Source organism: Sphaerisporangium perillae, assembly GCF_023276435.1.
GTDB classification, from domain to species: Bacteria; Actinomycetota; Actinomycetes; order Streptosporangiales; family Streptosporangiaceae; genus Sphaerisporangium; species Sphaerisporangium perillae.
Genome location: NZ_JALLPO010000028.1, coordinates 37,626 through 62,780 on the forward strand (window position 1 = coordinate 37,626; position 25,155 = coordinate 62,780).

At 72.0% G+C, this 25,155-nt stretch carries 22 protein-coding genes; 11 read left to right on the plus strand and 11 right to left on the minus strand.

What is annotated here, in order from left to right; genetic code table 11:
- Window positions 1-108: 108 nt before the first annotated feature.
- Window positions 109-549 carry a hypothetical protein gene (locus MYF83_RS26300; RefSeq protein WP_248963388.1) on the plus strand — a complete coding sequence of 147 codons (441 nt, stop codon included), beginning with the start codon at window positions 109-111 and terminating at the stop codon, window positions 547-549.
- On the plus strand, window positions 546-1,064 hold the full coding sequence (locus MYF83_RS26305) for a hypothetical protein (protein WP_248963389.1): 519 nt from the start codon (window positions 546-548) through the stop codon (window positions 1,062-1,064). Before MYF83_RS26300 ends, MYF83_RS26305 begins: the two co-directional genes overlap by 4 nt.
- Before the next feature lie 27 nt (window positions 1,065-1,091).
- Here the strand turns inward: MYF83_RS26305 and MYF83_RS26310 are convergent, their stop codons facing one another.
- Window positions 1,092-1,283: a ferredoxin gene (locus MYF83_RS26310; RefSeq protein ID WP_248963390.1), complete on the minus strand. Its 192-nt coding sequence runs from the start codon at window positions 1,281-1,283 to the stop codon at window positions 1,092-1,094.
- Window positions 1,284-1,298: 15 nt separating this feature from the next.
- A complete protein-coding gene (locus MYF83_RS26315; RefSeq protein WP_248963391.1) occupies window positions 1,299-2,489 on the minus strand; it encodes a cytochrome P450 in 1,191 nt (396 codons plus the stop codon).
- 123 nt (window positions 2,490-2,612) lie between these two features.
- On the opposite strand from MYF83_RS26315, the gene MYF83_RS26320 reads away from it, so the two are divergent.
- The 4 genes from MYF83_RS26320 (at window position 2,613) to MYF83_RS26335 (ending at window position 10,077) form a co-directional block, all read left to right on the plus strand.
- On the plus strand, window positions 2,613-3,281 hold the full coding sequence (locus MYF83_RS26320; protein ID WP_248963392.1) for a TetR/AcrR family transcriptional regulator: 669 nt from the start codon (window positions 2,613-2,615) through the stop codon (window positions 3,279-3,281).
- Between the two features lie 225 nt (window positions 3,282-3,506).
- Complete coding sequence (locus tag MYF83_RS26325) at window positions 3,507-6,422, plus strand: ATP-binding protein (RefSeq protein ID WP_248963393.1); 2,916 nt, start codon at window positions 3,507-3,509, stop codon at window positions 6,420-6,422.
- Between the two features lie 130 nt (window positions 6,423-6,552).
- A complete protein-coding gene (locus MYF83_RS26330; RefSeq protein WP_248963394.1) occupies window positions 6,553-7,653 on the plus strand; it encodes an alpha/beta fold hydrolase in 1,101 nt (366 codons plus the stop codon).
- 54 nt (window positions 7,654-7,707) lie between these two features.
- Window positions 7,708-10,077: an FAD-dependent oxidoreductase gene (locus MYF83_RS26335; RefSeq protein WP_248963395.1), complete on the plus strand. Its 2,370-nt coding sequence runs from the start codon at window positions 7,708-7,710 to the stop codon at window positions 10,075-10,077.
- A gap of 147 nt (window positions 10,078-10,224) precedes the next feature.
- Here MYF83_RS26335 and MYF83_RS26340 read toward each other — a convergent pair whose 3' ends face one another.
- A complete protein-coding gene (locus tag MYF83_RS26340) occupies window positions 10,225-10,842 on the minus strand; it encodes a DUF4142 domain-containing protein (RefSeq protein WP_248963396.1) in 618 nt (205 codons plus the stop codon).
- A 253-nt stretch (window positions 10,843-11,095) separates the two neighbouring features.
- Here MYF83_RS26340 and MYF83_RS26345 point away from each other — a divergent pair, with 253 nt between their 5' ends.
- Both MYF83_RS26345 and MYF83_RS26350 read left to right on the plus strand, forming a co-directional pair.
- Window positions 11,096-11,578 carry a sigma-70 family RNA polymerase sigma factor gene (locus tag MYF83_RS26345; RefSeq protein WP_248963397.1) on the plus strand — a complete coding sequence of 161 codons (483 nt, stop codon included), beginning with the start codon at window positions 11,096-11,098 and terminating at the stop codon, window positions 11,576-11,578.
- Window positions 11,575-12,462 carry an anti-sigma factor family protein gene (locus MYF83_RS26350; protein WP_248963398.1) on the plus strand — a complete coding sequence of 296 codons (888 nt, stop codon included), beginning with the start codon at window positions 11,575-11,577 and terminating at the stop codon, window positions 12,460-12,462. Before MYF83_RS26345 ends, MYF83_RS26350 begins: the two co-directional genes overlap by 4 nt.
- 20 nt (window positions 12,463-12,482) lie before the next feature.
- Here the strand turns inward: MYF83_RS26350 and MYF83_RS26355 are convergent, their stop codons facing one another.
- Both MYF83_RS26355 and MYF83_RS26360 read right to left on the minus strand, forming a co-directional pair.
- The gene (locus MYF83_RS26355; protein WP_248963399.1) at window positions 12,483-13,970 is read right to left on the minus strand and encodes an NADH-quinone oxidoreductase subunit NuoF family protein; all 1,488 of its coding nucleotides are present in this window, start codon (window positions 13,968-13,970) and stop codon (window positions 12,483-12,485) included.
- Window positions 13,967-14,542, minus strand: a complete 576-nt coding sequence (locus MYF83_RS26360) for a hypothetical protein (protein ID WP_248963400.1) — start codon at window positions 14,540-14,542, stop codon at window positions 13,967-13,969. The genes MYF83_RS26355 and MYF83_RS26360 overlap by 4 nt, the downstream gene beginning before the upstream one ends.
- Before the next feature lie 463 nt (window positions 14,543-15,005).
- On the opposite strand from MYF83_RS26360, the gene MYF83_RS43910 reads away from it, so the two are divergent.
- A complete protein-coding gene (locus MYF83_RS43910) occupies window positions 15,006-15,752 on the plus strand; it encodes a GNAT family N-acetyltransferase (RefSeq protein ID WP_248963401.1) in 747 nt (248 codons plus the stop codon).
- Window positions 15,753-15,782: 30 nt separating this feature from the next.
- Here MYF83_RS43910 and MYF83_RS26370 read toward each other — a convergent pair whose 3' ends face one another.
- Entirely contained in the window at window positions 15,783-16,430 is a 648-nt protein-coding gene (locus MYF83_RS26370; RefSeq protein ID WP_248963402.1) for a response regulator, read from the minus strand.
- Complete coding sequence (locus tag MYF83_RS26375) at window positions 16,421-17,668, minus strand: sensor histidine kinase (RefSeq protein ID WP_248963403.1); 1,248 nt, start codon at window positions 17,666-17,668, stop codon at window positions 16,421-16,423. Before MYF83_RS26375 ends, MYF83_RS26370 begins: the two co-directional genes overlap by 10 nt.
- Window positions 17,669-17,908: 240 nt before the next feature.
- Here MYF83_RS26375 and MYF83_RS26380 point away from each other — a divergent pair, with 240 nt between their 5' ends.
- On the plus strand, window positions 17,909-19,363 hold the full coding sequence (locus MYF83_RS26380; protein ID WP_248963404.1) for an acyltransferase family protein: 1,455 nt from the start codon (window positions 17,909-17,911) through the stop codon (window positions 19,361-19,363).
- Here the strand turns inward: MYF83_RS26380 and pgeF are convergent.
- From pgeF to MYF83_RS26395, 3 genes are all read right to left on the minus strand, one after another.
- Window positions 19,294-19,986, minus strand: a complete 693-nt coding sequence (gene pgeF / locus MYF83_RS26385; protein WP_248963464.1) for a peptidoglycan editing factor PgeF — start codon at window positions 19,984-19,986, stop codon at window positions 19,294-19,296. The genes MYF83_RS26380 and pgeF overlap by 70 nt on opposite strands.
- Before the next feature lie 303 nt (window positions 19,987-20,289).
- Window positions 20,290-20,796: a DUF4232 domain-containing protein gene (locus MYF83_RS26390; protein ID WP_248963405.1), complete on the minus strand. Its 507-nt coding sequence runs from the start codon at window positions 20,794-20,796 to the stop codon at window positions 20,290-20,292.
- A 223-nt stretch (window positions 20,797-21,019) separates the two neighbouring features.
- Window positions 21,020-22,750 carry an AbeC-like domain-containing protein gene (locus MYF83_RS26395; protein WP_248963406.1) on the minus strand — a complete coding sequence of 577 codons (1,731 nt, stop codon included), beginning with the start codon at window positions 22,748-22,750 and terminating at the stop codon, window positions 21,020-21,022.
- A 310-nt stretch (window positions 22,751-23,060) separates the two neighbouring features.
- Between MYF83_RS26395 and MYF83_RS26400 the strand changes: the two genes are divergently transcribed.
- Complete coding sequence (locus tag MYF83_RS26400; protein ID WP_248963407.1) at window positions 23,061-23,867, plus strand: hypothetical protein; 807 nt, start codon at window positions 23,061-23,063, stop codon at window positions 23,865-23,867.
- An 89-nt stretch (window positions 23,868-23,956) separates the two neighbouring features.
- Here MYF83_RS26400 and glgA read toward each other — a convergent pair whose 3' ends face one another.
- Window positions 23,957-25,132 (minus strand): glycogen synthase, encoded by a 1,176-nt coding sequence (gene glgA / locus MYF83_RS26405; RefSeq protein ID WP_248963408.1) that lies wholly within the window; start codon window positions 25,130-25,132, stop codon window positions 23,957-23,959.
- Window positions 25,133-25,155: the final 23 nt, after the last annotated feature.

Sequence of the window (25,155 nt, forward strand, 5' to 3'; positions counted from 1 at the left end):
GTCCCGGCGCGGCGACGACACCGCGACGCGACCGCGATGAACCGAACGCGCGCGCCGCGCGTACCCGCTGACGGTGACTTCTGCACCGCACACTGATGGGAGATCTCCATGGGACGCCCAAGCCTCACCACGCAGGCGGCAACGCGCGTGACCGCACTTCTCGGGGCCGTTCTCACGCTCGCGCTCGCCACGGGATGCGGCGGCGGCGAGTCGGGCGATACCGTCCCCGCCGCGGCCGCCGCCCCCGCCGCCCAAGCGGGCCCGCCCGCCACCCTCAAGCAGCTCGCCACCAAGACCGGCTGCAAGAAGCCCCAGGTCCAGACCGACGCGGACGAGCTGCGGCAGGGCGTGTGCAAGACCGACAAGGGCCAGTACACCGTGACGACGTTCGCCACCGACAAGGGCAAGCAGGAGTGGCTGGAGGAGGCCAAGAAGTGGGGCGGCAACTACCTGGTGGGCACCCGCTGGGTCATCGCCGGGAACGACCCGGGCGTGTTGCAGTCCTTCAGCGAGAAGGTCGGCGGGAACATCGAGACGGCGGCGCCGTGATCCCCCGGGTGGCGGCGCTGCTCGGCGCCGCCGTCACACTGTGCGCGCTGGCCGGCTGCGCTGGCGCGCAGGCCGCCGCCGGCGGCCCGGCCACCGTCGAGGAGATCGCCGCCAAGACCGGCTGCGCAGCCCCCCAGATGCAGGTCGACGCCGAGGAGCTGCGGCAGGGCGTGTGCAAGACGTCCAAGGGCCAGTACTCGGTCACGACGTTCGCGACCGAAAAGGGCAAGCAGGAGTGGCTGGACGACGCGCTGAGCTACGGCGGCGCCTACCTCGTCGGCACGCGCTGGATCGTCCTCGGCAACACCACGGAGATGCTGGAGCCCTTCCGCGCGACGCTCGGCGGGACCGTCAGGAAGGGCGGCCACACGATGCCGTCCGGGCAGCCCATGCCGCAGGAGCACACCATGGCGCCCGGCGAGCCGATGCCGGAAGGGCACACCATGCCCTCCGGGCAGCCCATGCCGGATGGGCATTCGATGCCGCCCGGAGAGCACACGATGCCCATGCCGTAGCCGATCACGAGATGGACACCGGAGCCCTCACGAGATGGACAGCGCGCCGGACGGGCACACCTGCACGGCGCGGCGGACCGCCGCCTCGTCCTCCGGGGACGGTTCCCCGGCGAGCAGCAGCACGGTGCCGTCCTCTTCGCTCTGGTCGAAGACCTTCGGAGCGGTGAGCGCGCACATGCCCGCTCCGATGCAGCGCTCGGTATCGGCTTTGATCCGCATGGGCAGAGAATCCTCCTACCAGGCCACCGGCAGCCGGTGCACGCCGTAGATCGCCATGTTGGAACGCATCGCCACATCCTCGGCGGGTATGGCGAGCCGCAGGCCCGGGAAGCGCCGCAGCAGGGCAGGGTATCCGATGCGCATCTCGATGCGGGCGAGCTGCTGGCCGAGACACTGGTGGATGCCGTGGCCGAAGGACAGGTGCCCCATGGCCTGCCGTCTGATGTCCAGCGTATCGGGGTCCTCGAAGCGCTCGGGGTCGCGGTTCGCCGCCTGGAGCGAGAGCGTCACCGACTCGCCGGCCTTGACCATGTACCCCTCCACCTCGACGTCCTCCAGCGCCGTCCTGACCGGGCCGAGATGCACGATGGTCAGGTAGCGCAGCAGCTCCTCGACGGTGCTCTCGGTGAGCGAGGGGTCCTCGCGAAGGGCGGCGAGCTGCTCGGGGTTCTGCAGGAGCGTGTAGGTGCCGAGCGCGAGCATGTTGGCCGTGGTCTCGTGGCCGGCGATGAGCAGGAGCATCGCCACGCCGGTGATCTCGGTGTCGTCGAGCTCTCCGGTCGAGACCAGGCCGCTGATGAGGGCGTCGTCCGGCTCGGAGCGCTTGCGCACGACCAGGCCGTACAGGTAGGTGGCCAGGCCTTCGATCGCCTCCTGCGCCTGTTCCGGCGTCGTGTCCAGGTTGAGCAGGGTGGAGGAGTCGCGCTGGAACCGGTCGTGGTCGGCGTACGGCACGCCCAGCAGCTCGCAGATCACCAGCGAGGGGATCGGCAGCGCGAAGTCCCGCACCAGGTCGGCGGGCGGGCCGCCGCGCTCCATCGCGTCCAGCCGGTCCTCGGTGATCTTCTGGATCCTCGGTTCGAGCTGCTTCATGCGGCGGACGGTGAACTGGCCGGTCAGCAGCTTGCGGAAGCGGGTGTGCTCGGGCGGGTCCTCGCGGAGGAAGAACCCCGGGCGCTTTTTGGCCTGCTGGAGCCGCTGGCTGATCGGCGGGTGCAGCAGTTCCAGACGGGTGCTGAAGCGGGAGTCGGCGAGCACGGACCGCACGGCGGAGTATCCGGTGACGAGCCAGCCGACGTGGCCGTCGGCGTAGAGCATGGGCCGTAACGGGCCCTCCTCGCGCCATCGTCGCAGGTCTTGCGGCGGGTCGACGCGGTTCTCGCGGGACAGGGGAAGGGTGACGGGCTGGGGCAGGGCGTTGGTCATGACGCACTCCTCGGACTTGACAGCCTTCGGCAACCGGATGTCGTTCCTGTCCTCACAGAAAACAGTACCCTCTCCGAAATTGCAACGGATGAAATTAGTTGTCCGTTGTAGTAAAGTTCCGACATGGCCGGTGGTCCTGGATTGCGGGAGCTCAAGAAACTCCGCACGCGCCGCACGCTCATCGAGACCGCCGTGTGCCTGTTCGAGCGGCAGGGCTACGACGAGACGACGCTGGCCGAGATAGCGGCGGCCGCCGACGTCTCCACCCGCACGTTCTTCAGCTATTTCGCCGGCAAGGAAGACGTGGTGTTCTTCGACACCCGCGCACGGGTCGACGGCGCGCTCGCCGTGATGGCCGGCCGCCGGCCCGGCGAGCCGGTGGCGGAGCTGCTGATGCGCGTCGCGGCGGCGGCGCTGCGCTTCGACAGCGAGGACGTCGAGCTCGCCCGGGAGCTGGCGCCCGCGCGCACGCGGCTCATCATGTCCGTCCCCGCGCTGCGGGGACGTGCCCTGCATCTGCTCTTCGACGTCCAGCGCGAGCTGGCCGACGCGCTGCTGCGGGCCTATCCGGGCGAGCTCGACCCGGTCGAGGCCGGCGCCGCCATCGGCGCGTTCGTGGGGGCGGCGAAGCAGGCGGCGATGGTCAGCAGGGACCGGGGCGACCCTCCCGATCTCATGTGGGCGGCGGCCCGCAGAGGGGTCGAGATCGCCATGTACGGCCTGCGATCGCTCGACCCGCCGCACCGTGAGGAGCCCAGCACAGACTTTGCCAATAACGCCACAAAAGCGTAACTCATCGGGGCATAGCGCGCGCGTTTTGCGGAGAAAAGGTCTGATCGGCCTGATCGGCTCGCCACCAGCCGATTTTGCGACAAAATCATCCTCCGAGGGCGTCCGCGTGGTGAGCCCTCGACCGTGAACGCCGCGACCCTCGCGGGGTCCCGCGTCAAGTCCCTGTCGGAATTGGATTGCGGCGCGGCTGTTCCTGGTGTTCCGTCGCGCTGTGGGGTACAAGACATGAACAGTGGTGAGACTCCGCCATTCGGCGAGGGCGCGGACACGGCCCTCACCGGCGAAGCCCCGCTCGTCGGCCGGCAGGACGCCCTGGAGTCCTTCACCCAGACGGTCGACGCGACGTTCGCCCGCGGGTTCCAGTTCCTCGCGGTCGTCGGCGAGCCCGGCGCGGGCAAGACGCGGCTGCTCGCCGAGCTGGCGGCGCTCGCCGCCGGCCGCGGGTTCACCACGCTGTGGGGCAGGGCGGCCGAGTTCGAGCAGATCATGCCGTTCAGCGTGCTGGTCGACGCCCTGGACGACCACCTGGAGGCGCGGCGCGACGATCTGTCCGACCGGCTCGGCACCGGGCAGGCCCACCGGCTCGCCGCGGTGTTCCCCGCCCTCGCGGCCAAGATGCCGGACGAGCCCGGCGGCGCCGACGCCGACGACCAGAGCGGCATGGTGCGCTACCGGCTCTACCGCGCGCTGCGGCAGCTCATCGACGAACTGGCCGCCCCGGCCGGGCTCGCGCTGATCCTCGACGACGTGCACTGGGCCGACGACAGCTCGGCGGAGTTCCTCGACCACCTGGTACGCCATCCGCCGCGCGGCCGGGTGCTCGTCGCCGTCGGCTACCGGCCCGCGCAGGTCACCCCGCGCCTGGCGGCCCTCGTCACGGCCGCGGGGGCGCGAGGACGGCAGGTCACGGTGGGACCGCTCGACCGGGCCGAGGTCGCGGAGTTCCTCGGCTCGCACGTCAGCCGCACCCGCGGTCGCGCGCTGTACGAGGCCAGCGGCGGCAACCCCTTCTACCTGGAGGCGCTCGCCCGCATGGGCCGGCTGGAGGTCAGCGAGCTGCCCCCCACCGTGCGCGCCGCGCTCCAGGTGGAACTCGGCGACCTGTCCCCCGGCTCGCTGCTGGTCGCCCAGGCGGCGGCGGTGACCGCTGACGAGTTCGAGCCCGCGCTGGCCGCGGTCACCGCGCAGGTCTCCGAGGCCGCGGCGCTGGAGGCCCTCGACGAGCTGGTCGCGCGCGACATCGTCCGCCCCGCCGCCACCGGGCGGTTCCGCTTCCGCCATCCCCTGGTGCGGCAGGCGGCCTACGAGTCCTCGGCGGCGGGCTGGCAGCTCGCCGCGCACGCCCGGCTCGCCGGCCACCTGGCCACGCTCGGCGCGCCCGCCACCGTGCAGGCCCACCACTTCGAGCGCTCGGGTTCCTTCGGCGACCAGCGCGCGATCTCCACCCTGATCGAGGCGGCCCGGACGGTCGCCCCGCAGGCGCCGGTCACCGCCGCCCACTGGTTGCGCAAGGCACTGGACCTCATGCCCGACGAGCCGGGCACCCTGGAGGACCGCCTGGAGCTGCTGCTGGAGCTCAGCCGGGCCCAGGGCGTCAGCGGCCGGCTCACCGAGGGCCGCGACACCGCCCGCGAGGTGCTCCGTCTCCTGCCCGCCGACGACCATGCGCGGCGGGCCAAGGCCGCGCGCATCTGCGCGCTGATGGAACGGCAGCTCGACCGGCCCCACGAGGCGCGTGCCCTGCTGCTGGACGAGCTGCGGCGGATGCCCCATCCCCGGGCCGCCGCCGCCATCCCCCTGCGGATGCGGCTGGTCGCGGAGAGCATGATGCGGGTCGACTTCCGTGCCGCGCAGGCCGTCTTGGACCTCATGCCCGACTCCGGCGACGACTGGGAACCCGACCTGGCGATGGCGGTCGCGGCGCTGCGGCCGATGCCCGCCTACGCGGCCGGGCGGATGGGCGACGCGCTGCGCAGCGCCGACGCCGCCGACCGGCTCGTCACCTCGGCCCTGGACGAGCACTTGGCCGAGTGGCTGGACGCCGTCGCCTGGCTGTGCTGGGCCGAGACGAACATGGGACGCTACTCGGTGGCGCTGCGGCACTTCGAGCGCGCCGCCGCCGTCGCCCGGTCCACCGGCCAGACCTACATCCTGACCAACCTGCTCGCCGGCAAGGCCAAGACGCTGGTCCTGCTGGGCAGGCTCCCCGAGGCGCTGGCGACCGTCGAGGAGTCGGTCGAGGGGGCCCGGCTGCTGGAGTCGGGCCAGCAGCTCGTGTTCGCGCTGACCCAGCTGTGCCTGGCCGGCGCCTGGTCCGGCGACCACGAGTCCGGCCTGCGCGCCGGCGAGGAGGCCGTCCAGGTGGGCGTCGGCGCCGGCGAGGCGTGGGGCGACATGGCCAGGCACGCCCGCGGCGTGGCGCTGGTCCTCGCCGGTCGCCCGGAAGAGGGGTCGCAGGTCATCGTGGACGCCTGCGCCGGGTTCGCCAACCCGCGCCTGGACCGGGGCACGCTGCTGGCCAGCGCCGAACTGCTCGCCCAGGTCGAGGTCGCCCGCGGCCGCCAGGACGAGGCGATCGGGTGGGCCGAGCGGGCCGCCGGCCTCGCCCATCCCCAGCTGCCGGTGTTCTCCGGCCTCATCCCGCTCGCCCGCGCCCACGCGCTGCGCCGGTCGGACCCCGCGACCGCCGCCGCCCTCGCCATCGAGGCGGCCACCCTGCTCACCGCCGGCGAGCGCAGGCTGGACGCCGGCAGGGCGCTGCTGGTGGCCGGCCTGGCCCACGGCGACGCGGGCGAGCGCCGCATGGCGCGCGAGCACATGCGCGCGGCCGTCGAGATCTTCCGGGAGTGCGGCGCGCGGGCGCTCGCGGGGCAGGCCGTGCGTGAGCAGCGGCGTCTCGGCGTGCGCGTCGCCACCTCGGCCAAGACCGGCGGGCCCGCGCAGGGCGCCGCGCCGTACGGGCTGTCGCCCAGGGAGCTGGAGATCGCCACCCTGGTGGCCGGCGGCCTGACCAACCAGCAGATCGCCGAGCAGCTCTTCCTCAGCGTCCGCACCGTCGAGACCCACCTGTCCCACGTCTTCGCCAAGCTCGGCGTCGGCTCGCGCGTCGGCGTGGCCACCAAGCTGAACCGTGGCCCTTGATGCCGCTCACACCTACCGGACCCCTGCGCGCGATACGGGGTTCCCCGGTTCATGTACGGGGTTTCCACGATGCCGCGGCCGCCGGGCGGTTGGCATTGTTGGACCGGGTCACAAGCAGGAGGACGGTCAGATGGAGCACCGCATACCGCGGTACACGCTTGAAGGCGTGTCGGGCGCCGAGGTGTCGGTGCATCCCTTCCCGACCGAGGACGAGCTCGGTCTGACGCTGACGCGGTTCCACGCGGCGGAGTCGGACGACGTCGTGTTGCTGATCCACGGGCTGACGTCCTCCAGCGACATGTTCATCATGCCGGAGCACCGCAATCTCGTGAGCTTCCTGCTGGACAGCGGCTTCGGCGACGTCTGGACGCTCGACTTCCGCATGAGCAACCGGTTCCCGTACAACATGGAGACCCGGCGGCAGACTCTGGACGACATCGCCGCCTACGATCATCCGGCAGCCATGAGGGAACTCCGCCGTCACGTTGGGGCACGGCGGATCCACGTCATAGCGCACTGCCTGGGGTCGGTGTCGTTCCAGATGAGCCTGTTCGGCGGAGCCGTCGAGGGCGTCACGAGCATGGTCGCCAACAGCGTGGGGCTGACCCCGCGGGTCCCCGCCTGGGCCCGCGTCAAGCTCCGCATGGGGCCGGCCATGCTGGAGTACGGCTTCGGCCTGAGCTACATCGACCCGCGCTTCCACGACGCCCCGCCGCTGACCCGGCGCTGGCTGATGTCCCGGCTGGTCTCGCTGTTCCATCCCGAGTGCCGCGAGCCCGCCTGCCACATGCAGAGCTTCATGTGGGGCAGCGGCCGTCCGGCGATGTACCGCCACGGCAACCTCGCGCGGGAGACCCACGTCCATGAGCGGCTCGCCGACCTGAACGGAGCGGCCGACGTCAACTACTACCGGCACATCAACAAGATGGTGCGGGCCGGGCGAGCCGTGAAGTGCGACCCCGGCAGCCTCCCCCACGCCGCCCTGCCGGACGACTACCTGGCCGGGGCCGGCCAAGTCGAGACCCCCGTGTTGTTCCTGACCGGGGACCACAACGACGTGTTCACCGACTCCAACATCGTCTGCCACCGGATCCTGTCCGAGCGCGCCCCCGGCCGCCACGAACTGCACGTCCTGCCCGGGTACGGCCACATCGACCCGCTCATCGGCAAGAACGCCCACGTGGACGTCTTCCCGCGCATCCTCGACTTCCTCAAGCGCCACGCCGGCTGAACCAAAATGAACCAGATGAAAGTGCTCGGGCACCGCGCGAGCGGAGCGAGCGCAATGAACACAGCCACAGAGCATGTGGACGCCGTGGTGGTGGGGTCCGGGTTCGGGGGGGCCGTCGCGGCGTACCGGCTGGCCTCGGCGGGGCTGTCGGTGGTGGTGCTGGAGCGGGGCCGTGCCTTCGCACCGGGCACGTTCCCGCGCAGTCCCGCCGAGATCGGCAAGGCGTTCTGGGACCCGGACGAGGGTCTGTACGGCATGTACGACGTGTGGAGCTTCGGCGGCTGCGACTCGGTGGTCGCGAGCGGCCTCGGCGGCGGCTCGCTCATCTACGCCAACGTGATGCTCCGCAAGGACGAGCACTGGTTCGTCCACGAGGAGCCGCTCGCCGCGGGCGGGTACGAGTCGTGGCCGGTGACGCGGGCCGAGCTCGACCCGCACTACGACGAGGTGGAGCGGATGCTGGGCGTCTCGCCCTACCCGCTGGACCATCCCGCCTACGAGGACACCGCCAAGACCAGGGCCATGCAGGACGCCGCCGCCGAGCTGGGGCTGGACTGGCGGCTGCCGCCGCTGGCGGTCAGCTTCGCGCCGCGCCGGGACGCCGAGCCCGGCCTCGGGCTGCCCATCGCCGCCGCCCCGTACGGCAACCTGCACGGCGTCACCCGCAGGACCTGCCGCCTGTGCGGCGAGTGCGACATCGGCTGCAACGACGGCGCCAAGAACAGCCTGGACCACACCTATCTCTCCGCGGCCCGCCACCACGGCGCCGACCTGCGCACGCTCCACTCGGCGCGCGCGATCCGGCCGCGCCAGGGCGGCGGCTACGAGGTCGACTACGTACGCCACGACGAGTCCGCCGAGTCCGGCGGCATCTCCTGCGACCGCCTGGTGCTGGCCGCGGGCACGTACGGCACGACCTACCTGCTGCTGAAGAGCCGCGCGAGCCTGCCGGGGCTGAGCGGGACGCTCGGCACCCGCTTCTCCGGCAACGGCGACCTGCTCGCGTTCCTGCTGCGGGCCAAGGACCGCAGCCGCACGCGGCCGATCAACGCGAGCCGGGGGCCGGTGATCACCAGCGCGATCCGGCTGGCCGACGAGGTGGACGGCGCCGATGGGACCGGCCGCGGCGCCTACATCCAGGACGGCGGGTATCCGGCCTTCATCGACTGGCTGGTGGAGGGCTCGGACGTGGGCCACGAGATCGGGCGCGCCGCCCGTTTCGTCGCCGAGCGGCTCCGCGCGTTCGTCACCCGCGACGCCAACCTCTCCGCCGAGATCGCCGGCCTGGTCGGCCGCGGAGAGCTGTCTGCGAGTTCCCTTCCCCTGCTCGGCATGGGCAGGGACGTTCCGGACGGCGAGCTGCGGCTGCGCGGCGGCAGGCTCGACGTCGAATGGAGTCCGGAGGCGAGCGAGGAGCATTTCGACCGGTTACGCGCGACCATGCGGCGCATCGCCGACGTGCTCGGGGCCGAGCACTCCGACATGCCCGCCTGGCTCGGGAAACGCATCATCACGGTGCATCCGCTCGGCGGCGTGCCGATGGGGCGCCACCCCGGCGAGGGCGTCTGCGACGCCTACGGCGAGGTGTTCGACCATCCCGGCCTGTTCATCGCCGACGGTGCCGCCCTGCCGGGCCCTGTGGGCGCCAACCCGTCCCTGACGATCGCGGCGCTGGCCGACCGCATGAGCACCCGGCTTCTGGAACAACGGCCTGTGGCGACACAACACAGGAAAGAAGGACAGGCTCGCATGACCGTGGAAACCGGACAGGTGCAGCCAGACCCGTCCGATGAGGCGCGAAGCCTCGTGGCCGGCGATCCGGCCGGCCGCACCTCGCTCTCGTTCACCGAGGAGATGGCGGGTTACGTCTCCCTCGGGGTGACCGATCCGCGATCGGGTGACAGCACCGGGCGGTCGCACGGCGGCCGGTGCTCGTTCCGGCTCACCATCTCCATCCAGGACCTGGACCGGTTCCTGGCCGAGCCCGAGCACCTCGCCCGGGCCGAAGGGTGGGTGGACACCGCCTTCGGCGGTGGCCGGCGTCCGGTGGAGCGGGGCTGGTTCAACCTGTTCGCGCCCGGCGACGCACCGGACCGGCGCGAGATGCGTTACCGGCTCTGGTTCACCGACGGCGACGACCGCCCGCACACGCTCGTCGGCTGGAAGGACGTTCATCACGGGCCCGCCACGAGGCTGTGGCTCGACACCTCGACCCTGTTCACGCGGTTGCTGCGGGGTCACGTGCCGGAGGGCGAGGACCAGGAGGCGGAGGTGGCCGGCGCGGGGACGCTGCACATCCAGCCCATGGACCTCGCGGCGACGCTGAAGAGCTTCCACACCGAGGGGCCGCACGGCGTCGCCGCGCTGGCCCGGTTCGGGAGGTTCTTCGTCGGTCAACTCTGGGACGTCTACGGACCGGGGTGAGGCGGAAACCCCGAGGCGGCCGATCGGTTGAGGAGGAGGTGGATCCTCCGCCGATCGGCCGCCGGCCCCGGGGGGTGGGCGAGCGCGGGTCGCGGTCGCCCGGTGGTGCAGACGGAGAAGCGGATGGTCGCTGGACGCCTTCGTCCCCTATTTGGAGGGGTTAGGGGAGGGAGGCGGGGGCGTGGGAAGGGCGGCGAAGTCGACCTTGCCGGTGCTCTCGAGCAGCGTCATGTGCTTCATCACCACATCGACCGCGACCTGCGCGAACGCCCTGATCTCGGAGTTCTTGGTGCCGGCGCGGACCACCGCGACCGCCTGGAACACCTTGCCGTGGGCGAAGCGGAGCCGGTCGGCGAACGTCTTGTCGTAGTCGGCGCCGGTCTTGGTGGACAGCTCGGCCATCCACCCCTGCTGGTCGGAGTTGGGCGTGCTGGGCAGCGGGACGTTCAGCTTGGCGGCCAGCGCACGGACCTGATCGTCCAGTTTGGTGTGGTCGGCGGCGAGCTGCAGCCCGACCTCCTTGACCCGGGCGCTGCCGGCCCGATCCTGCGCCTGCTGCCCGGTCGGGATCTCCCACAGCCCCGCCTGCCGGACCTTGACCAGGAAATCGCGGTCGGCCGGCCCGAGCGGGCCCGATTCGGTGTCGGTGAAATCGGCGGGTGAGGCTCCGCTCGCCGACAGGATGGCGTTCGGCGCGATCATGAATACCGTGACGGTGGCGATGACCAGGAAGGCGAGCGCGGCGAGAACCTCGACGAGCCGCATCGACCTCAATTGAACTCGGTTCACCGAATGCTCTCTCCCCTTCGTGTCCCGTGATCCCTCGGGCGCGCTTGTCAGGGGGAAGTACGGCGGTCCACGGGGACCGGTTCAACGCCTGTGACGAGATTTCCGATTTTTACAGAAGTTGCGAGATTTGCTCACGCGACCGGTGATCCACTGCCACCATGTGGCTGTGCAGCGTCATCGCAGCGTCCGGTCCCGACCGGAGGAAACGCACGACGACTCCGAAGAGCAGTTGGTCACGACGCTCTACCGAGAGTTCGGCGGCCCCCTCCTCCGCAATGTGCGCAGATTGACGGGAGGCGACCAGCAATGGGCAGAGGATGTCGTCCAGGAGACGGTCTTCCGCGCGTGGCGGAACGCGGGGAAACTGAACAGAGAGCCAGGCCTCCTGTGGGCATGGCTGATGACCGTGGCCCGCAGGATCGTCATCGACGCCCACCGTCAGCGTTCCGTGCGTCCACAGGAGGTCGAACCTGACAGGCTCGACAGCGTGGCCATTCCCGACGGCTCCGAGCCGATGCTGTCGGCGATGGTGGTATCGGAGGCCCTGTACAGCCTCTCGGAGGAACACCGGGAGGCGCTCGTGCAGACCTACCTCCACGACCGTACGATCAATGAAGCGGCAGAAGTGCTGGGAGTTCCGCCGGGGACGGTCAAGTCCCGGGTGTACTACGCGCTTCGCGCCCTCCAGAAGACGATGAAGGAGAGGGGGTGACCGGTCTGATGGATTCACCCCCTCACGTCGAGGTGGCCGCCTACATTCTCGGAGTCCTCAACAAGGAGGACTCCGAGGCGTTCGATCGCCACCTGCTCGACTGCCCGAGCTGCCAGGACGAGCTGCGGGACATGTACGAGCTGCCCGACGCGCTGGATGTGATCAAGCGCGGTATGAAGGGGACGGTGAACGGCGCGGCCCGGGGCACGGTCAACGGCACGGGAGCCGGCTACAGAGCCAACGGCGCGGTGCCCGCCGCCGTGAACGGCGCGTCCCACAACGGCAACGCCCCCTTCCCCGACGGTGTGATCAGGGACCTTTGGTCACCTCAGCCGCGCCGGCGCTCCGCTCCCGCCCACCGGCACGCCGCGTCCGAGCCCTCTGACGGCAGGTCGCGCGACGACCTCGCCGAGAGCCGCGCGCGCCGTCGCCGTGCCCTGCTGCTCGGCGTCGCGGCCGCCCTGGTCGTCGGCGTCACCGGCGCGGCGACCTCGCAGCTGCTGTGGCCGCACGCGAACTCCGCGCCGGTCGCCGCCGCCACTCCCGGCGGCTCCGTCGCCGGGGAGATCAAGGAGGGCACCAGCCCCGACACCGGAGTGAGCGGGTCGGTGGGCCTGGTCGCCAAGGGCTGGGGCACCGAGGTGGCCTTCCAGCTGGCCGGCGTGCGGGGCCCCGAGCGCTGCAGCCTGATCGCGGTCTCCCGCTCGGGGGACACCGACGTGGTCTCCGGCTGGCGGATACCCCCCGGGGAGGGGTACGGCGTCTCGGGACATCCCGATCCGCTGCGGCTGACGGGCGGCACCGCCCTGGCCAAGAGCGACATCGTCCGTTTCGAGGTGCGCAGGGACGACGGGGTCCGCCTGCTGGAGATCCCCGTCGCCTGACGGCCTGATCCTTCTATCTCCTATCGCCTGCTCTCGGTCGGCGCGGGGGTGAGCCGCAGGGCGAGCGCAGGGCACATCTCGATGGCCCTGCGCGCTTCGCCCTCCAGCCGGGGCGGCACGGACGCGGTGCTCACCACCGGATAACCGTGCTGGTCGAGGCTGATCAGCTCCGGCACGACCAGTGAGCACAGGCCATGCCCCTCGCACCGCGACCAGTCGAGGATGAGCTGCGCCTCGGCGGCACGGACCGACGTCTCCGCGGGCAACGGCAGCACGCCGCGGACCGGCAGGCCGCAGGTGCCGTACGCCGCGTGCGTCATGATGTCCTCGGCGAACACGTCGATGGCGGACAGCACGAACCGCGCGGTGCCGTCGGGGTGGCCGCAGGCCCCCCTGCCCTTCATCGTCGCGGCGGCCCGCTGCACCGCCTCGATGTGGCCGTTGCCGTCCGCCAGCGCGCCGAACGCCTGCGCCAGGTCGGGCAGCCCCATGTAGCAGGGCCCGCACTGCCCGGCGCTCTGGCCCGCCATGTACCTGGCGACCCTGGCCGTCTCGCCGAGCGGGCAGGACTCCCAGCCGAGCGGGACGACGATGCCCGCGCCGAGGGCTCCGCCGAGCGCCTCGAACCCGGCCCGGGAGACCTCGGCGCGCTCCACGGCCTCGGGGGTCATCCACTTGCCGTGGTAGCCGCCGAGCAGCACGCCCTGGCCGACCGTGGCGTCGCACAGATCGAGGACCTCGCGCAGCCGCACCCCCGTCGGGGTCTCCACGACCGCCGGCCGCCGGGCCGAGCCGGTGACGCTGAGCAGCACCGTCCCCGGCTCCGAGGCCAGGCCGACCGAGGAGTACATGTCGACCCCGAGCATGGCCATGAGGGCCAGCTGGGCGTAGGTCTCGGCGTTGGACAGCATGGTGGGCATCCCGCCCACGCCGCTGTCGCTGGAGCGCACCTTGCGGCCGGGCGGGATCGGCCGCTCGCCGTTGATGCCCCGCACGAGCGCCCCGCCCTCACCGGAGATGAAGCGGTCGGGCATGCGGACGACCCTGACGGTGTCGGTCATGCCCCGCTCGTGTATGGCGTTCAGCAGCGAGCGCTCACCGGGGCCGCCGTGGGCCACGCCCACGACGATCTCCACGGCCGAGAGCGCCCTGGCCACCAGGTCGGCGCCGTCCAGGATGAGGTGCGGGGCCCTGGTGAGCAGCACCTTGTCCTTGTGCGCCGCGGGCTCGCCCTCGGTGGCGTTCACGACCACCGTGATGGGCGCCCCTCGGCGGCCCGCGGAGTCGATCACCGCTCTGAGCTTGCGGGCGAACGGGAAGCCCGCCCCGCCCCGGCCGCGCAGGTCTCCCAGCTCGGCCAGGGCGATCAGGTCGTCGATCGGCAGCCGCGGCATGCGGCCGTGCACCCGCCGGTGGGTGTCGTAGTCGAGCCTCGGCGAGCTGTCGAGGCCGGCGGTGAGGCGGCCTGGCCCGATCCTGAACACGTCCGGCACTCCGTACGTGGTCATCGCCGTACCTCCTTTCTCAACGTGACCCAGAACTCCTCGTCGAACACGTCATCGACGCGGATCTGCTCGGCCTTGCGCCCGGCGTTGCCCTGGCGGACGCCGGCGGGGGCGCCGTCTCTGGGCCCGACGGTCACGACCATCCGGACGAGCAGAGCGAACCCGACCGCGGCGAGGGAGCCGACATAGCTCAGGGTCACCCAGTCCGCGGCCGGCCGGCCGGCCGTCAGCCCGTGCACGATGGCGACGGGCCAGGAGAGGTAGGCCGTCACGTGCAGGGCCCGCCACATCCATGGCCAGCGCATGCCGACGAACCGTCCGCGGAAGGCCCCGGTGGCGGCCACCAGGATCATCACATCGGCGGCGATGGTGCCGAGGCCGACCGCGAAGCCGGACCCGCTGAAGGGCAGGAACGCGTCAGCGGGGAGCACACGGCCCCGGTTTATCTGCAGGATGATGTGCGTGATCAGAAAGCCGACGGCGAAGACGGCGAACGCGCGGTGCAGATCCTGCATGAAGACGCGGTGACGTACCGCGAGAACGATCCGATCGGTGGCGGCGAGTCCGACGACCACCGTTCCAGTCAGTCCAAGGAGAGCGAACACCCCCGCGTAGAAGATGAGAAAAGCCTGTACAGAGGCGAGGACCGACGCTCCGAAGAGAGCGGTTCCCGCCAGAAGCGACGTGGACGTGAACAGTCCGACCACGATTGGGGCCCGTGATCGAGACCGTTGCGGAGCTCGTCGATGTCGCGTTTCTTTCATCCCGTCCTCCGCCAGATAACGCGGTACCGGCATAAACCGGACAACGTGCCGCTGGGTGCCTACCGGGATCTATCGGGACATTTGCGCGCGCGATCACCATAGCGCCTCTGCAGCCTCGTCGGTACCAGAACGTTACAGAAATTCGGTGCGGTTGAATCCTCAAGCATCGGGGAGTAAATACCACCGACGAACGGGACAAATATCACCTAATACCCTCACAACGCCCAGAAAAACGGGTGGCTCACCCCCTCGTGCCGCTCTAACGTTTGACGATGTGGAGACTCTCAGCCGCAGGACGGTCACCGATCCCACCGGCCGCCCGGTGCTCAGCTACGTCGAGGGCACCCGCGCCGGCCGCCCCTACGCCGACCTCGCGGAGGTGCTCGGCCCCGGGGCGGTCGAGGTGATCCTGCGCGAGATGCCGGGCTGGGTCGTCTCCGGCGACGAGGACCTCGGCCGCCGGCTGCTCGCCGCCGGCGGACGGCTCCTGCGGCACGCCCACGTCCTGTCCCGCGACCTGCGCGCCGACCCGGCCCCGCCGGAGTGGGCCGAGACCGGCTACGGCGTCGTCGCCTGCGACGCGATACCGGCCGCCGAGGTCTTCCCCGCCTGGCGCGCCGCCTACCCGCCCGAGCATCCCGACCACAACGCCGGCGGCGACACCGCAGCCCTGGAGCTCGACCTCGCGCCGATGCTCGCCGGGGAGTCCTACGGGCCGCTGCTCCCCTGCGGCGGCCTGCTCCTGCGGGACGACGGGGTGGCGGCCGGGGTGCTGGTCGCCGATCTGAACGGCGAGCCGCCGTTCGGCGGCCCGTGGATCCTCGACGTCTTCCGCGACCCCCGCCCCCGGTACGCCGGCCTCGGCGCCGTCATGCTGCGCCGCGCACTGGCGCTCGCCACCCTGCACGGCCTGCCCGCCCTCGGGCTCGCCGTGACCGACGGCAACCAGGCGCGCCGGGTGTACGAGCGTCTCGGTTTCCGCCGCGTCCTGTCCTCGATCACCGTGATCGTCCCCGGCTGAGCCGGCCCGGCGACCGCCGGGCGCCCGCGGTCAGGAGCGCAGGTAGGTCAGCACGGCGAGCACCCGGCGATGCTGGTCGCCGTCGTCGGCGTACAGGCCGAGCTTGTTGAAGATGCTCCGCACGTGCTTCTCCACGGCCCCGTCGGTGATGACCAGCTGGCGGCCGATCGCGGGGTTGGACTTGCCCTCGGCCATCAGCCCGAGCACCTCGCGCTCCCTCGGCGTGAGCGAGGCCAGCGGGTCGTCACGGCGACGTCGCACCATCAGCTGGGCCACCACCTGGGGGTCGAACACAGTGCCTCCGGAGGCCACCCGCCGCAGCCCGTCGAGGAACTCCTCCACGTCGGCCACGCGGTCCTTCAGCAGGTAACCGACCGCGCCCCGGGCGTCGGCGAGCAGGTCGTCGGCATAGGAGACCTCGACGTACTGCGAGAGGATCATGACCGGCGTGCCCGGCACCCGGCGCCGGGCCTCGACGGCGGCGCGCAGGCCCTCGTCGGTGAAGCTCGGCGGCATCCGGACGTCCACCACGGAGATGTCCGGCCGGTGGGCCGCGACCGAGGCCACAAGGGCGTCCCCGTCGCCCACGGCGTCCACCACCTCGCAGCCGAACTCCTCCAGCAGCCTCACCAGACCGGCTCTGATGAGAACGGCGTCATCGGCCACGACTACGCGCACGGCACCTCCGCAACGATCAACGTCGGCCCGCCGGCCGGAGACTGGACGACCAGCTCGCCGTCCACAGCGCGCAGCCGGTCGGCAAGCCCCGCCAGGCCGTGCCCCTTGGCGACGTGTGCGCCGCCGACCCCATCATCGCCGATCGACAGCAGCAGCGCGTCACCGGTGCGGGAGAGCGACAGCGTGCACAGCTGCGCCCGGCTGTGCTTGGCGATGTTGGTCAGCGTCTCGGCGGCCACGTAGTAGACGGTGTTCTCCACCACGGCGGTGTACCTCTCGACGGTCTGCACGTCCAGCTCGACCGGGACCGTGCACCGGCCGGCGAGGGCGGCGATCGCGGGAGCCAGGCCGCGGTCACTCAGGATCGGCGGCGCGATGCCCCGCGAGAGCGCCCGCAGCTCGTCCAGCGTCTCACGGGTCGCGGTGATCGCCTCCGACAGGGTCGCGTGCGCGGCCTGCGGGTCCTTCTGGAGCTGGCGCTGCGCCCGGGACAGCTCCATCGCCAGGTACACAAGGCGCTGCTGCGGCCCGTCATGGATGTCGCGCTCCAGCTTGCGAAGCGCGCTGGCCTCGGCCGACACCGCGGCCGCCCGGCCCTCGGTGAGGTCGTCGATGCGGTCGTGCAACTCGGCCACGCCGGTGAGCAGCGCCCTGCCGAGCCCGGCCTGGATCAGGGCGGCGCCCCGGACGATGCCCGGCAGCGTGATCCCGAAGACCGCGCCGAGCACCAGATAGAACACGCTGTCCAGCAGGTACCCCTCGCCCAGGCCGAGCAGCTCGGGCAGCTGGGTGTTGCCGGGGATGCCCGAGGTGATCCAGCCGTACAGCGGGTAGAGCAGCCCGGCCACGGTCACCGCCCACCACGTCACGGTCACCACGAACGTGACGATCGCGATGGGGAACACCACGATGCCGTGCATCAGGTCCAGCCAGGACTGGCCGTTGACGAGCGGCTGGACCAGGCGGCGCGCCCATCCGGCCGACTCCGGCGCCTTCTTGTAGCGCGGGCGGGCGACCGGCCGGCCGAGGATCTCAGGCAGCCAGCGCCGCTCGACGTCGGCGAACCCCCGGGCGGCCAGCAGCGTCACGGTCAGGATGGGCAGGCCGACCCACACCACGAGGGTGCCGAGCCCAGCCGACAACCCGGCGACCAGCAGGCTGAAGCTCAAGATGGCGAGGGGCAGCCCGAGCAAGGTGTATCGCGTGTCGCTGCCGAGACGCTTCAAGAGGGTTCTCATGGCGACAAAGCTACGAGGCCCGGCCCGGCCCGTTCGAGCCCGTGGGCAGGCATGGCGATGGTAGGGCCCGCCCTACCGCCGGTGGTCACCTCGTCCGCCTGCGAAACACCCGTATCCGTCACTGCGCCGGCACGCCTTCCGGCGGGAATCTCGGATGGTCCGATCCGTGCGACCTTCCGGGCGATCCGGCCACCGGCCGTCCGGGCTTCCCGCTCTCCCTCCGACGATACGAGGTGCGCCGTGCCGGCCCTGCTCGACAGCCCCCTGACCGCCCCCGGAGCCGAGGTGACCGGTGGCGGCAACGCCCGTCCGGCCGCCGCTCCCGTCCGTCACCCCCGCCCCGGCCGGGACGTCTTCATCGACCTGCTGCGCCTGTTCGGCATCGCCGTGGTGGTGCTGGAGCATTGGAGCATCCCGGTCCTGTCCTTCGACCACGGCCGGATCGCCACGGGCAACGCCCTCACCGCTCCCGGCGCCTTCGCGATCACCTGGCTCAGCCAGGTCATGCCCCTGGTCTTCTTCGCCGGCGGGGCCGCCAACGCGATCAGCCACCGCTCGCACCAGGCACGCGGGCTCGCCGAGCCGCTCTGGCTCGCCGGGCGCGTGCGCCGCCTGGCCTGGCCGGTGCTGCCGCTGGCGGCGGTGTGGATCCCCCTCCCCCACCTGCTGCTCGCGCTCGGCCTTCCCGCGCAGCCGGTCGAGACGGCCGCCCGCCTGGCCGGTCAGCTGCTCTGGTTCCTCGCGATCTACCTGGTCGCGGTCGCGCTCACCCCGGTGCTGCTCCGCCTCGGCGAGCGGTACGGCGGGCGGGTCCCCGCCGTCCTCGCCGCGGGGGCGATCGTGGTGGACGTGGTGCGGTTCAACGGTTTCGAGCCGGCCGGGTTCCTCAACGTCGGCCTGGTGTGGCTCGCGGTGCACCAGCTCGGCTTCCTCTACGCGAGCGGGCGGCTCGCCGGGTTCCGGCTGATGGCGGCCGGCGGCTTCGCCGTGGCGGCGGCGCTGGTGGCCTTCGGCCCGTACCCGGGCAGCATGATCGGGATGCCGGGCGCGGCGGTGTCCAACATGGCGCCGCCGACCACGGCGCTGCTCGCGGTGGCCTTCGGCCAGATCGGCCTGGCGATGCTGCTGCGCCCGCGCCTGGTCCGGCTGGCCGCGAGGCCCGCCGTCGCGCGCGCCATGGCCTGGGCCGGCCCGCGCATGATGACGGTCTACCTCTGGCACATGAGCGCGCTGTTCGTGGTCGCGGGCGTGGCGGTCGTGGCCCTGGGCATCGCCACCCCCGCACCCGGCGGCGTCGCCTGGCTCGCCGGATGGCCGATCTGGCTCGCCGCGCTCGTGCTGGTCGTAGGGCCGCTGATCAGGCTCTTCGCGCGTTTCGAGGAGCCGCCCTCGGCCGCGGGCGCGACCGTCGGCCGGGCGAGGGCGGCGGCGGCCACGGCCCTGGCGGGCGCGGGCCTGCTCACGCTGACGGTCACCGGCTTCGTCCCGGGACCGGCCCCGATGCTCGGGGCCGCCGCCGTCCTCTGCGGCCTGGCGCTGGTCACGCCGATCAGGACCGCTGCCAGCCGGGCCGGCCGGACCCGGCGGGCAGCGGGGACGGGCGCGGCGGCAGTCGCCGGACGGGGTCAGGCGTCGGCGGCGAGCCAGACGTACCCGGCGAACCTCCCGGTCAGCCGCTCCCTGCGATGGGAGTAGAGGTCGCCGGTCTCGATCGTGCAGCGCTCGTCGTGCCGGACGTCGTCCACCCCCGCGCGCGCGAGCTGGGCGGTGATGCCCGCCCGCAGGTCGAGCGCCGGGGTGCCGTGGCGGGTGGCCGACCACGTCTCGGGGAGGACCTCCGCGACCTCCTCGCGCAGCGCCTCGGACACCTCGTAACACGCCCCGCACGCCAGCGGGCCGACGAGGGCGACCAGGTGGTCCGCGCCGCGGGCGCGCATCGCCGCCACCAGCTCGGGCACCACCCCGGCCGCCGTGCCGACCCGTCCCGAATGGGCCCCGCCCACCAGGCCCTTGACCGGGTCGGCGAGCAGGACGGGGGCGCAGTCGGCGGCGAGCACGGCCAGGCCGAGGCCCGGCCGGTCGGTGAGGACGCCGTCGAGGGAGGGCGGATCGCCGCCGAACGGCTCGGTCACGTAGCCGACGTCACGGCCGTGGACCTGCCGCATGAACACGACCTCGCGGGGGTCCAGCCCGAACTCCCTCGCGGTCAGGGCACGGTTCTCGGCCACCGCCGCGGGATCGTCGCCGACCGAGCCGCCGAGGTTCCTGGTGCCGTACGGACCGGCGCTCACGCCTCCGTGACGGTCGGTGAACGCCATCCTCACCCGGTCGATCGCTAGCACCACAACAGCCTACTAAGTGGGAGCGGTGCCACCGGCAGGAGTTCCTCAAGATCGATTCGCGGGCCGATCGATCCCGATTTCCGCCTCACCGCCTACGGCCCTGTGCTTATCTTTACCTGCCAGTAGGGTCCGTCGGAAAACCGGGAGCCAGGACAGACGTGGACGTGCCACCACTACCCATCGCATTGCTCATCGCCGGAGGTGTGCTTCTCCTCATCTGCCTCATGCTGGGCGTCTTCCATCGCTGATCCTCGACGGCCGGCCCCTCACCCGCGCCGGTCAGAGACGGGCGCCCGCCGCCATCGGTGAGACGTCGATGCGCCCGTCGTCGCAGGGCGCCCCCGTGAACGGGATCTCCAGGTGCGCGCCGACCTCGTCGGGCGGCAGGATGATGAGGCGGGCGGCCTGCGGGCACCGGGTCTCGCCTCCGGCCGGCACCACGGTCCAGTGCATCTTGGCGTGCGCCGAGGCGCCGGGCCGCAGGGTGACACCCACCGGGCGGACGGCGTCCCTGCGCGTTCTCGTGCGCAGCACATCGCCCCTGCCGTCGATCATGATGAGACCGGGGAACCCGTACAGCCGGCAGGCGCGGGCGGACCTGTTCGTGAGCACCAGCGGGGCGTAGCGCTGACCCGCACCGGGGTCGACCGCGCCGACGCGCGCCGCGAGGGCCGCGGTACGGCACCGTCCGGCGGACACCTGGGCGGCGGACGCGGGCGCGCCGCAGGCGGCCGAGGCCATCACCGCCAATGCCGCCGCGATGGCCAGGAAGGGGACTCGCCACACGTTACGGGCATGCTTCATGACAGGTTGGACGAGCCCTCCCCGTCTTTTGTTCACGGCCGTGCCGGTGTTTCTCACGCCGCGACGGCCTCCCGTGACCCGGCCGGCGCGCCGAAGTTGTTGACCGTCGCGCTCGCGTGGTCGCCGAACACGACCGGGCCGTTGATCGCGCCACCGCGACATGGACGCCGCCGTACTCCGTACCCACGGCACTCCCCTTCGCCCGTCAGCCGGTCGGCTGGAGCAGGTTGTTGACGGTCGCGGACCCGTTCGGGCCGAAGCTCACGGGCCCGCTCACGATGCCGCCGTCGCCGACGTGCATCGTGTACGCCGTGTGCATGGTGACCCCGGCGGCCTGCAGGCGGTAGGCGCCGGTGTCCACGCCGCGCTGCTCCAGGAAGTCCAGGACGGCCTCGGTCAGCCGCTGCTCGATCAGCTTGGTGTACTTGGCGGCGTCCAGCGCCTGGATGTGGGTCTGCAGCCCCTGGCTCGCCCCGAGCTCCCGCGCGCTGAAGTGGGCGCCGTACTGGTAGACGAGGTGGTCGGCGGGGTTGGGCGCGGTCATGCCCTGGACCGCCGACTGCCAGGCCGCGCGGACCAGCCGCACGGGCGCCGCGAGCACGTCGCGCAACAGGTGCAGCTTGAGCGCCCGGACGGCCTCCCAGGCGATGCGGGGCACGGTCATGGCCGGAAGCCGGTCGACGACGTGGTACAGATCGTCGGCGGGAGGCAGGACCGTGACCACGAACTGCGTGTACAGCATGCGCCCTTCGACCGCCAGATGGATGAAGGCGGAGGTGAGCGCCTCCTGGTCCTCCGCCGGAGCCACCAGCTTCCCGGACGCGTCGCGGATCTCCTGGCCGACGCCGCTGATCGTCACCCGCTGGTAGTACCGGACCCCGCCCTGCGGGTGGCGGATGATCGCCGCGATCTCCTCGGGGGTGGCGTGGTGGCGCGGCAGGCCGCTCTGGTCGATCAGGGGATGGGCGGGCCGCCCGCTCCGCCAGTCGGTCGTGGTGAACGCCCCGCGGCTCACGACGTGGTCGCCGATGTCGAGCCGCTCGACGCTCTCGTTGGCGCGCAGCACGCCGTCGCGCATCTCGACGAGCCGGCCCCGCACGAATCCGTGCAGCTCCAGCGGGTCTATGTCGACCGGCCTGGACTGCCTGCGACCCGTGGCGGCCGCGTCCGCGCCGCGCACCCTGTCGAGCTCGACGGCGATGGACCACACGCGCTGGATGGTGCCGGCCCCCATGAAGGCGTCCTCGTTGGCGTACATCGTGATGTTGCCCCACTGCGCCCTGCGGATGTAGTCGAGGCGGCGCGCGACCTTGGGGTGGCTCGCCTCGGTCATGGGCTCGGCGGCGCCCGGTTTGAGGCTGCCGGCGAGCGTCATGTACGTCGCGATGCGGTACCCGACCGCGACGCCGAGCGTGGCGAGCGGCACGGCCAGCGTGCCGAGGAAGGAACCGGTGACGTCGACGAGCGGGGAGGGCGTACTCGGCAGCCCGTAGACGTCCGTCCCTCCAAGACCCGCAACCCCGAGCCCAGCGGACCGCGTGAACAGGTCGAAGAACGGCCGGAGCATGGCCGAGAGGAGGAAGAAGAAGGCGGAGTACAGGGCCCACGCCCAGATCAGGCCGCGCAGGAGCAGGGGCCCTTGGCGGACGCGCGCGGCGGTGAGCAGCGCGAAGGGGGTCAGTGTCGTCAGCCAGGCGATCGTGGTGAAGAACGCGGTGCCGAACCCGACGGCGAGGACCAGCACGATCAGCACGTCGCGGACCAGGAGGATGGTCCTGGATCGCCGGCAATGGTGGATGACCGGAGCGAGGTCGAAACCGCCGTACGAGGGCGGGACGGCGCGAAACTCGTCATGCAGGGATTCGGTCAGGACTTTCGCCCGGAAAGCACCGTCCAGGTATGCCGCGGCGCACAGATAACGCGTCACGTTGCTCATTCGCGAGCGTCCTGCCTCGAAGGACGCGCTCTGCCGTTGACCTGCTCCAGAGTTATGGATGACCGTTCACCCTCTCCGCCGAATGGGACATCTCCGCGAGTTTAGGTGTTCGGCATTCCCTTGGGCAGTCATTACTCGAATATGGTCGTCGCCGGACCACCGAGACCTGGAATTCGCTTTGCGAAACATGCGCCAATTGTCCAACCTCGGGGCCTTTTCGAGATTTGCGGTGATTTATGATTTATGAAAGGGAAGTGGTTTGGTGAACGAATCGAGGTCCGGTTCTCTCTGTGGCCGCTGCGGAGCCGACATGGGCCGGCTCACCACCTGCCCGAGGTGCGGAGCGGCCGCCGCGACGCCGGAGACTCCCTCACCGGCCCTCCAGCCGGGCTCCCGGGGGCTCGCGCAGCACCGGGGCGGCCGGCGCGCCCGCCGGACGGTCCTCCTCGTCCTCGCCTGCGCGAGCGTGGCCCTGGCGGCGGCGTGGTGGGCCTTCGCCGGCCGGGACACCCCCGCCGAGAGCAGCACCGTGAACCCGGCCGGCACCGCCTCCGCGTTCCCCGGGTCCGGCTCGGCGGAGGCGGCCGACCCCGGGGCCACGGTCGACCCGGCCGCGACCGGCGGTCCCGCGACCACGAGCGACTCGGCCACCGACTCCACCGGGGACACCGGCCGCGCCGCCGCGCAGGCCGGCACGATCGACCGCCTGCTCTCCGACAGCGGCAACGCCCGCGCGGGTCTCGGCGAGGCGATCGCCCGGGTCAGCCGGTGCGAGCGCGGCGGGGCGGCGGTCATCGGCAGGATCACCGCGTCCAGGCGCGAACAACTTGCCCAGGCGCGGGCGCTCGAGGTGGACGCCCTGGCGGGGGGAACGGAGCTGAAGGACGCCCTGGTCGACGCCCTGGAGGCCTCCCTCGGCGCCGACGCCGCCTTCGGGTCGTGGGCGTCGCGCCACGTGGGCGGCGGCTGCCGGGCGACCATGGCCAAGGACCCCGACTACGTCCGCGGCTTGGCGCGCTCCGAGGACGCCCAGGCGGCGAAGCTCCGGTTCGTCCAGGCGTGGCGGCCGGTCGCCGCCATGTACGGCCTCGCCGAGCGCAAGGTCGGCGAGATCTGACCGCCGAGGGCGGGGTCCAAGGTCCGAGAGCCGGTGTCCCGCCGGACCCGCCGGACGCCGCCGTACCGGACGCGCCGTACCGGCCGGGCCTACTTCAGCCGGTTGTAGAGGTCCTGGGTGCGGGCGGCGATGGCGGGCCAGGAGAAGTGCTCGACGGCCCGCCGCCGGCCCGCCCGCCCCATGGCCGCCGCGCGCGGCGGGTCGGAGAGCAGCGCGCCGACCCGCTCGGCGATGGCCGCCGCGAACCCCTCCGGGTCCAGCGGCTCGCCGTCGGCGCCCTGGTCGATGGGGACGAGCAGCCCGGTCTCGCCGTCGGCGACCACCTCGGGGATGCCGCCGGTCGCCGTGGCCACGACGGCCGTCTCGCAGGCCATGGCCTCCAGGTTGACGATGCCCATCGGCTCGTACACCGACGGGCACACGAACACGGTGGCGTGCGTGAGGATCTGGATGACCTGGCTCCTCGGCAGCATCTCGGAGATCCAGACGACGCCGGCCCTGCGGGCGCGCAGTTCCTGGACCAGCCCGGTGATCTCCGCGGCGATCTCCGGCGTGTCCGGGGCGCCCGCGCACAGCACGAGCTGGGCCTCCGGCGGGAAGGACCGGGCGGCGCGCAGCAGGTGCGCCAGGCCCTTCTGCCGGGTGATGCGCCCGACGAAGACGACGTACGGCCTGTCGGGGGCGATGCCGTGTTCGAGCAGTACGCCGCTGTCGTGGTCGGGCGCGTACTCCTCGGTGTCGATGCCGTTGTGGATCACGGTCACCCGCTCGGGCGTGATCTCGGGGTAGCAGGCCAGCACGTCACGCCGCATGCCCTCCGAGACCGCGATCACCGCGTCCGCGCCCAGCAGCGCCGTGCGCTCGGCGAAACCGGACAGGGTGTAGCCGCCGCCGAGCTGCTCGGCCTTCCAGGGGCGCAACGGCTCCAGGCTGTGGGTGGTGACCACGTGCGGCACCCCGTACAGCAGCTTGGCGACGTGGCCGGCGAAGTTGGCGTACCAGGTGTGGCTGTGCACGAGGTCCGCGCCCTCGCACGCCGAGGCCATCTCCAGGTCGACGCCGAGCACCTGCAGTGCCGGGTTCGCGGTCTCGAGACCCCCGGGGACGCGGTAGGCGTCCACTCCGCGCTCGTCCCGCCGGGCGCCGAAGCAGCGCACCCGCACGTCGACCAGTCTCCTCAGTTCGCGGGCGAGGTACTCGACGTGGACACCGGCCCCGCCGTACACCTCGGGCGGGTACTCACGGCTCAGCAGATCGACGCGCATGCGTAAACCTTAACGGTCAGGGT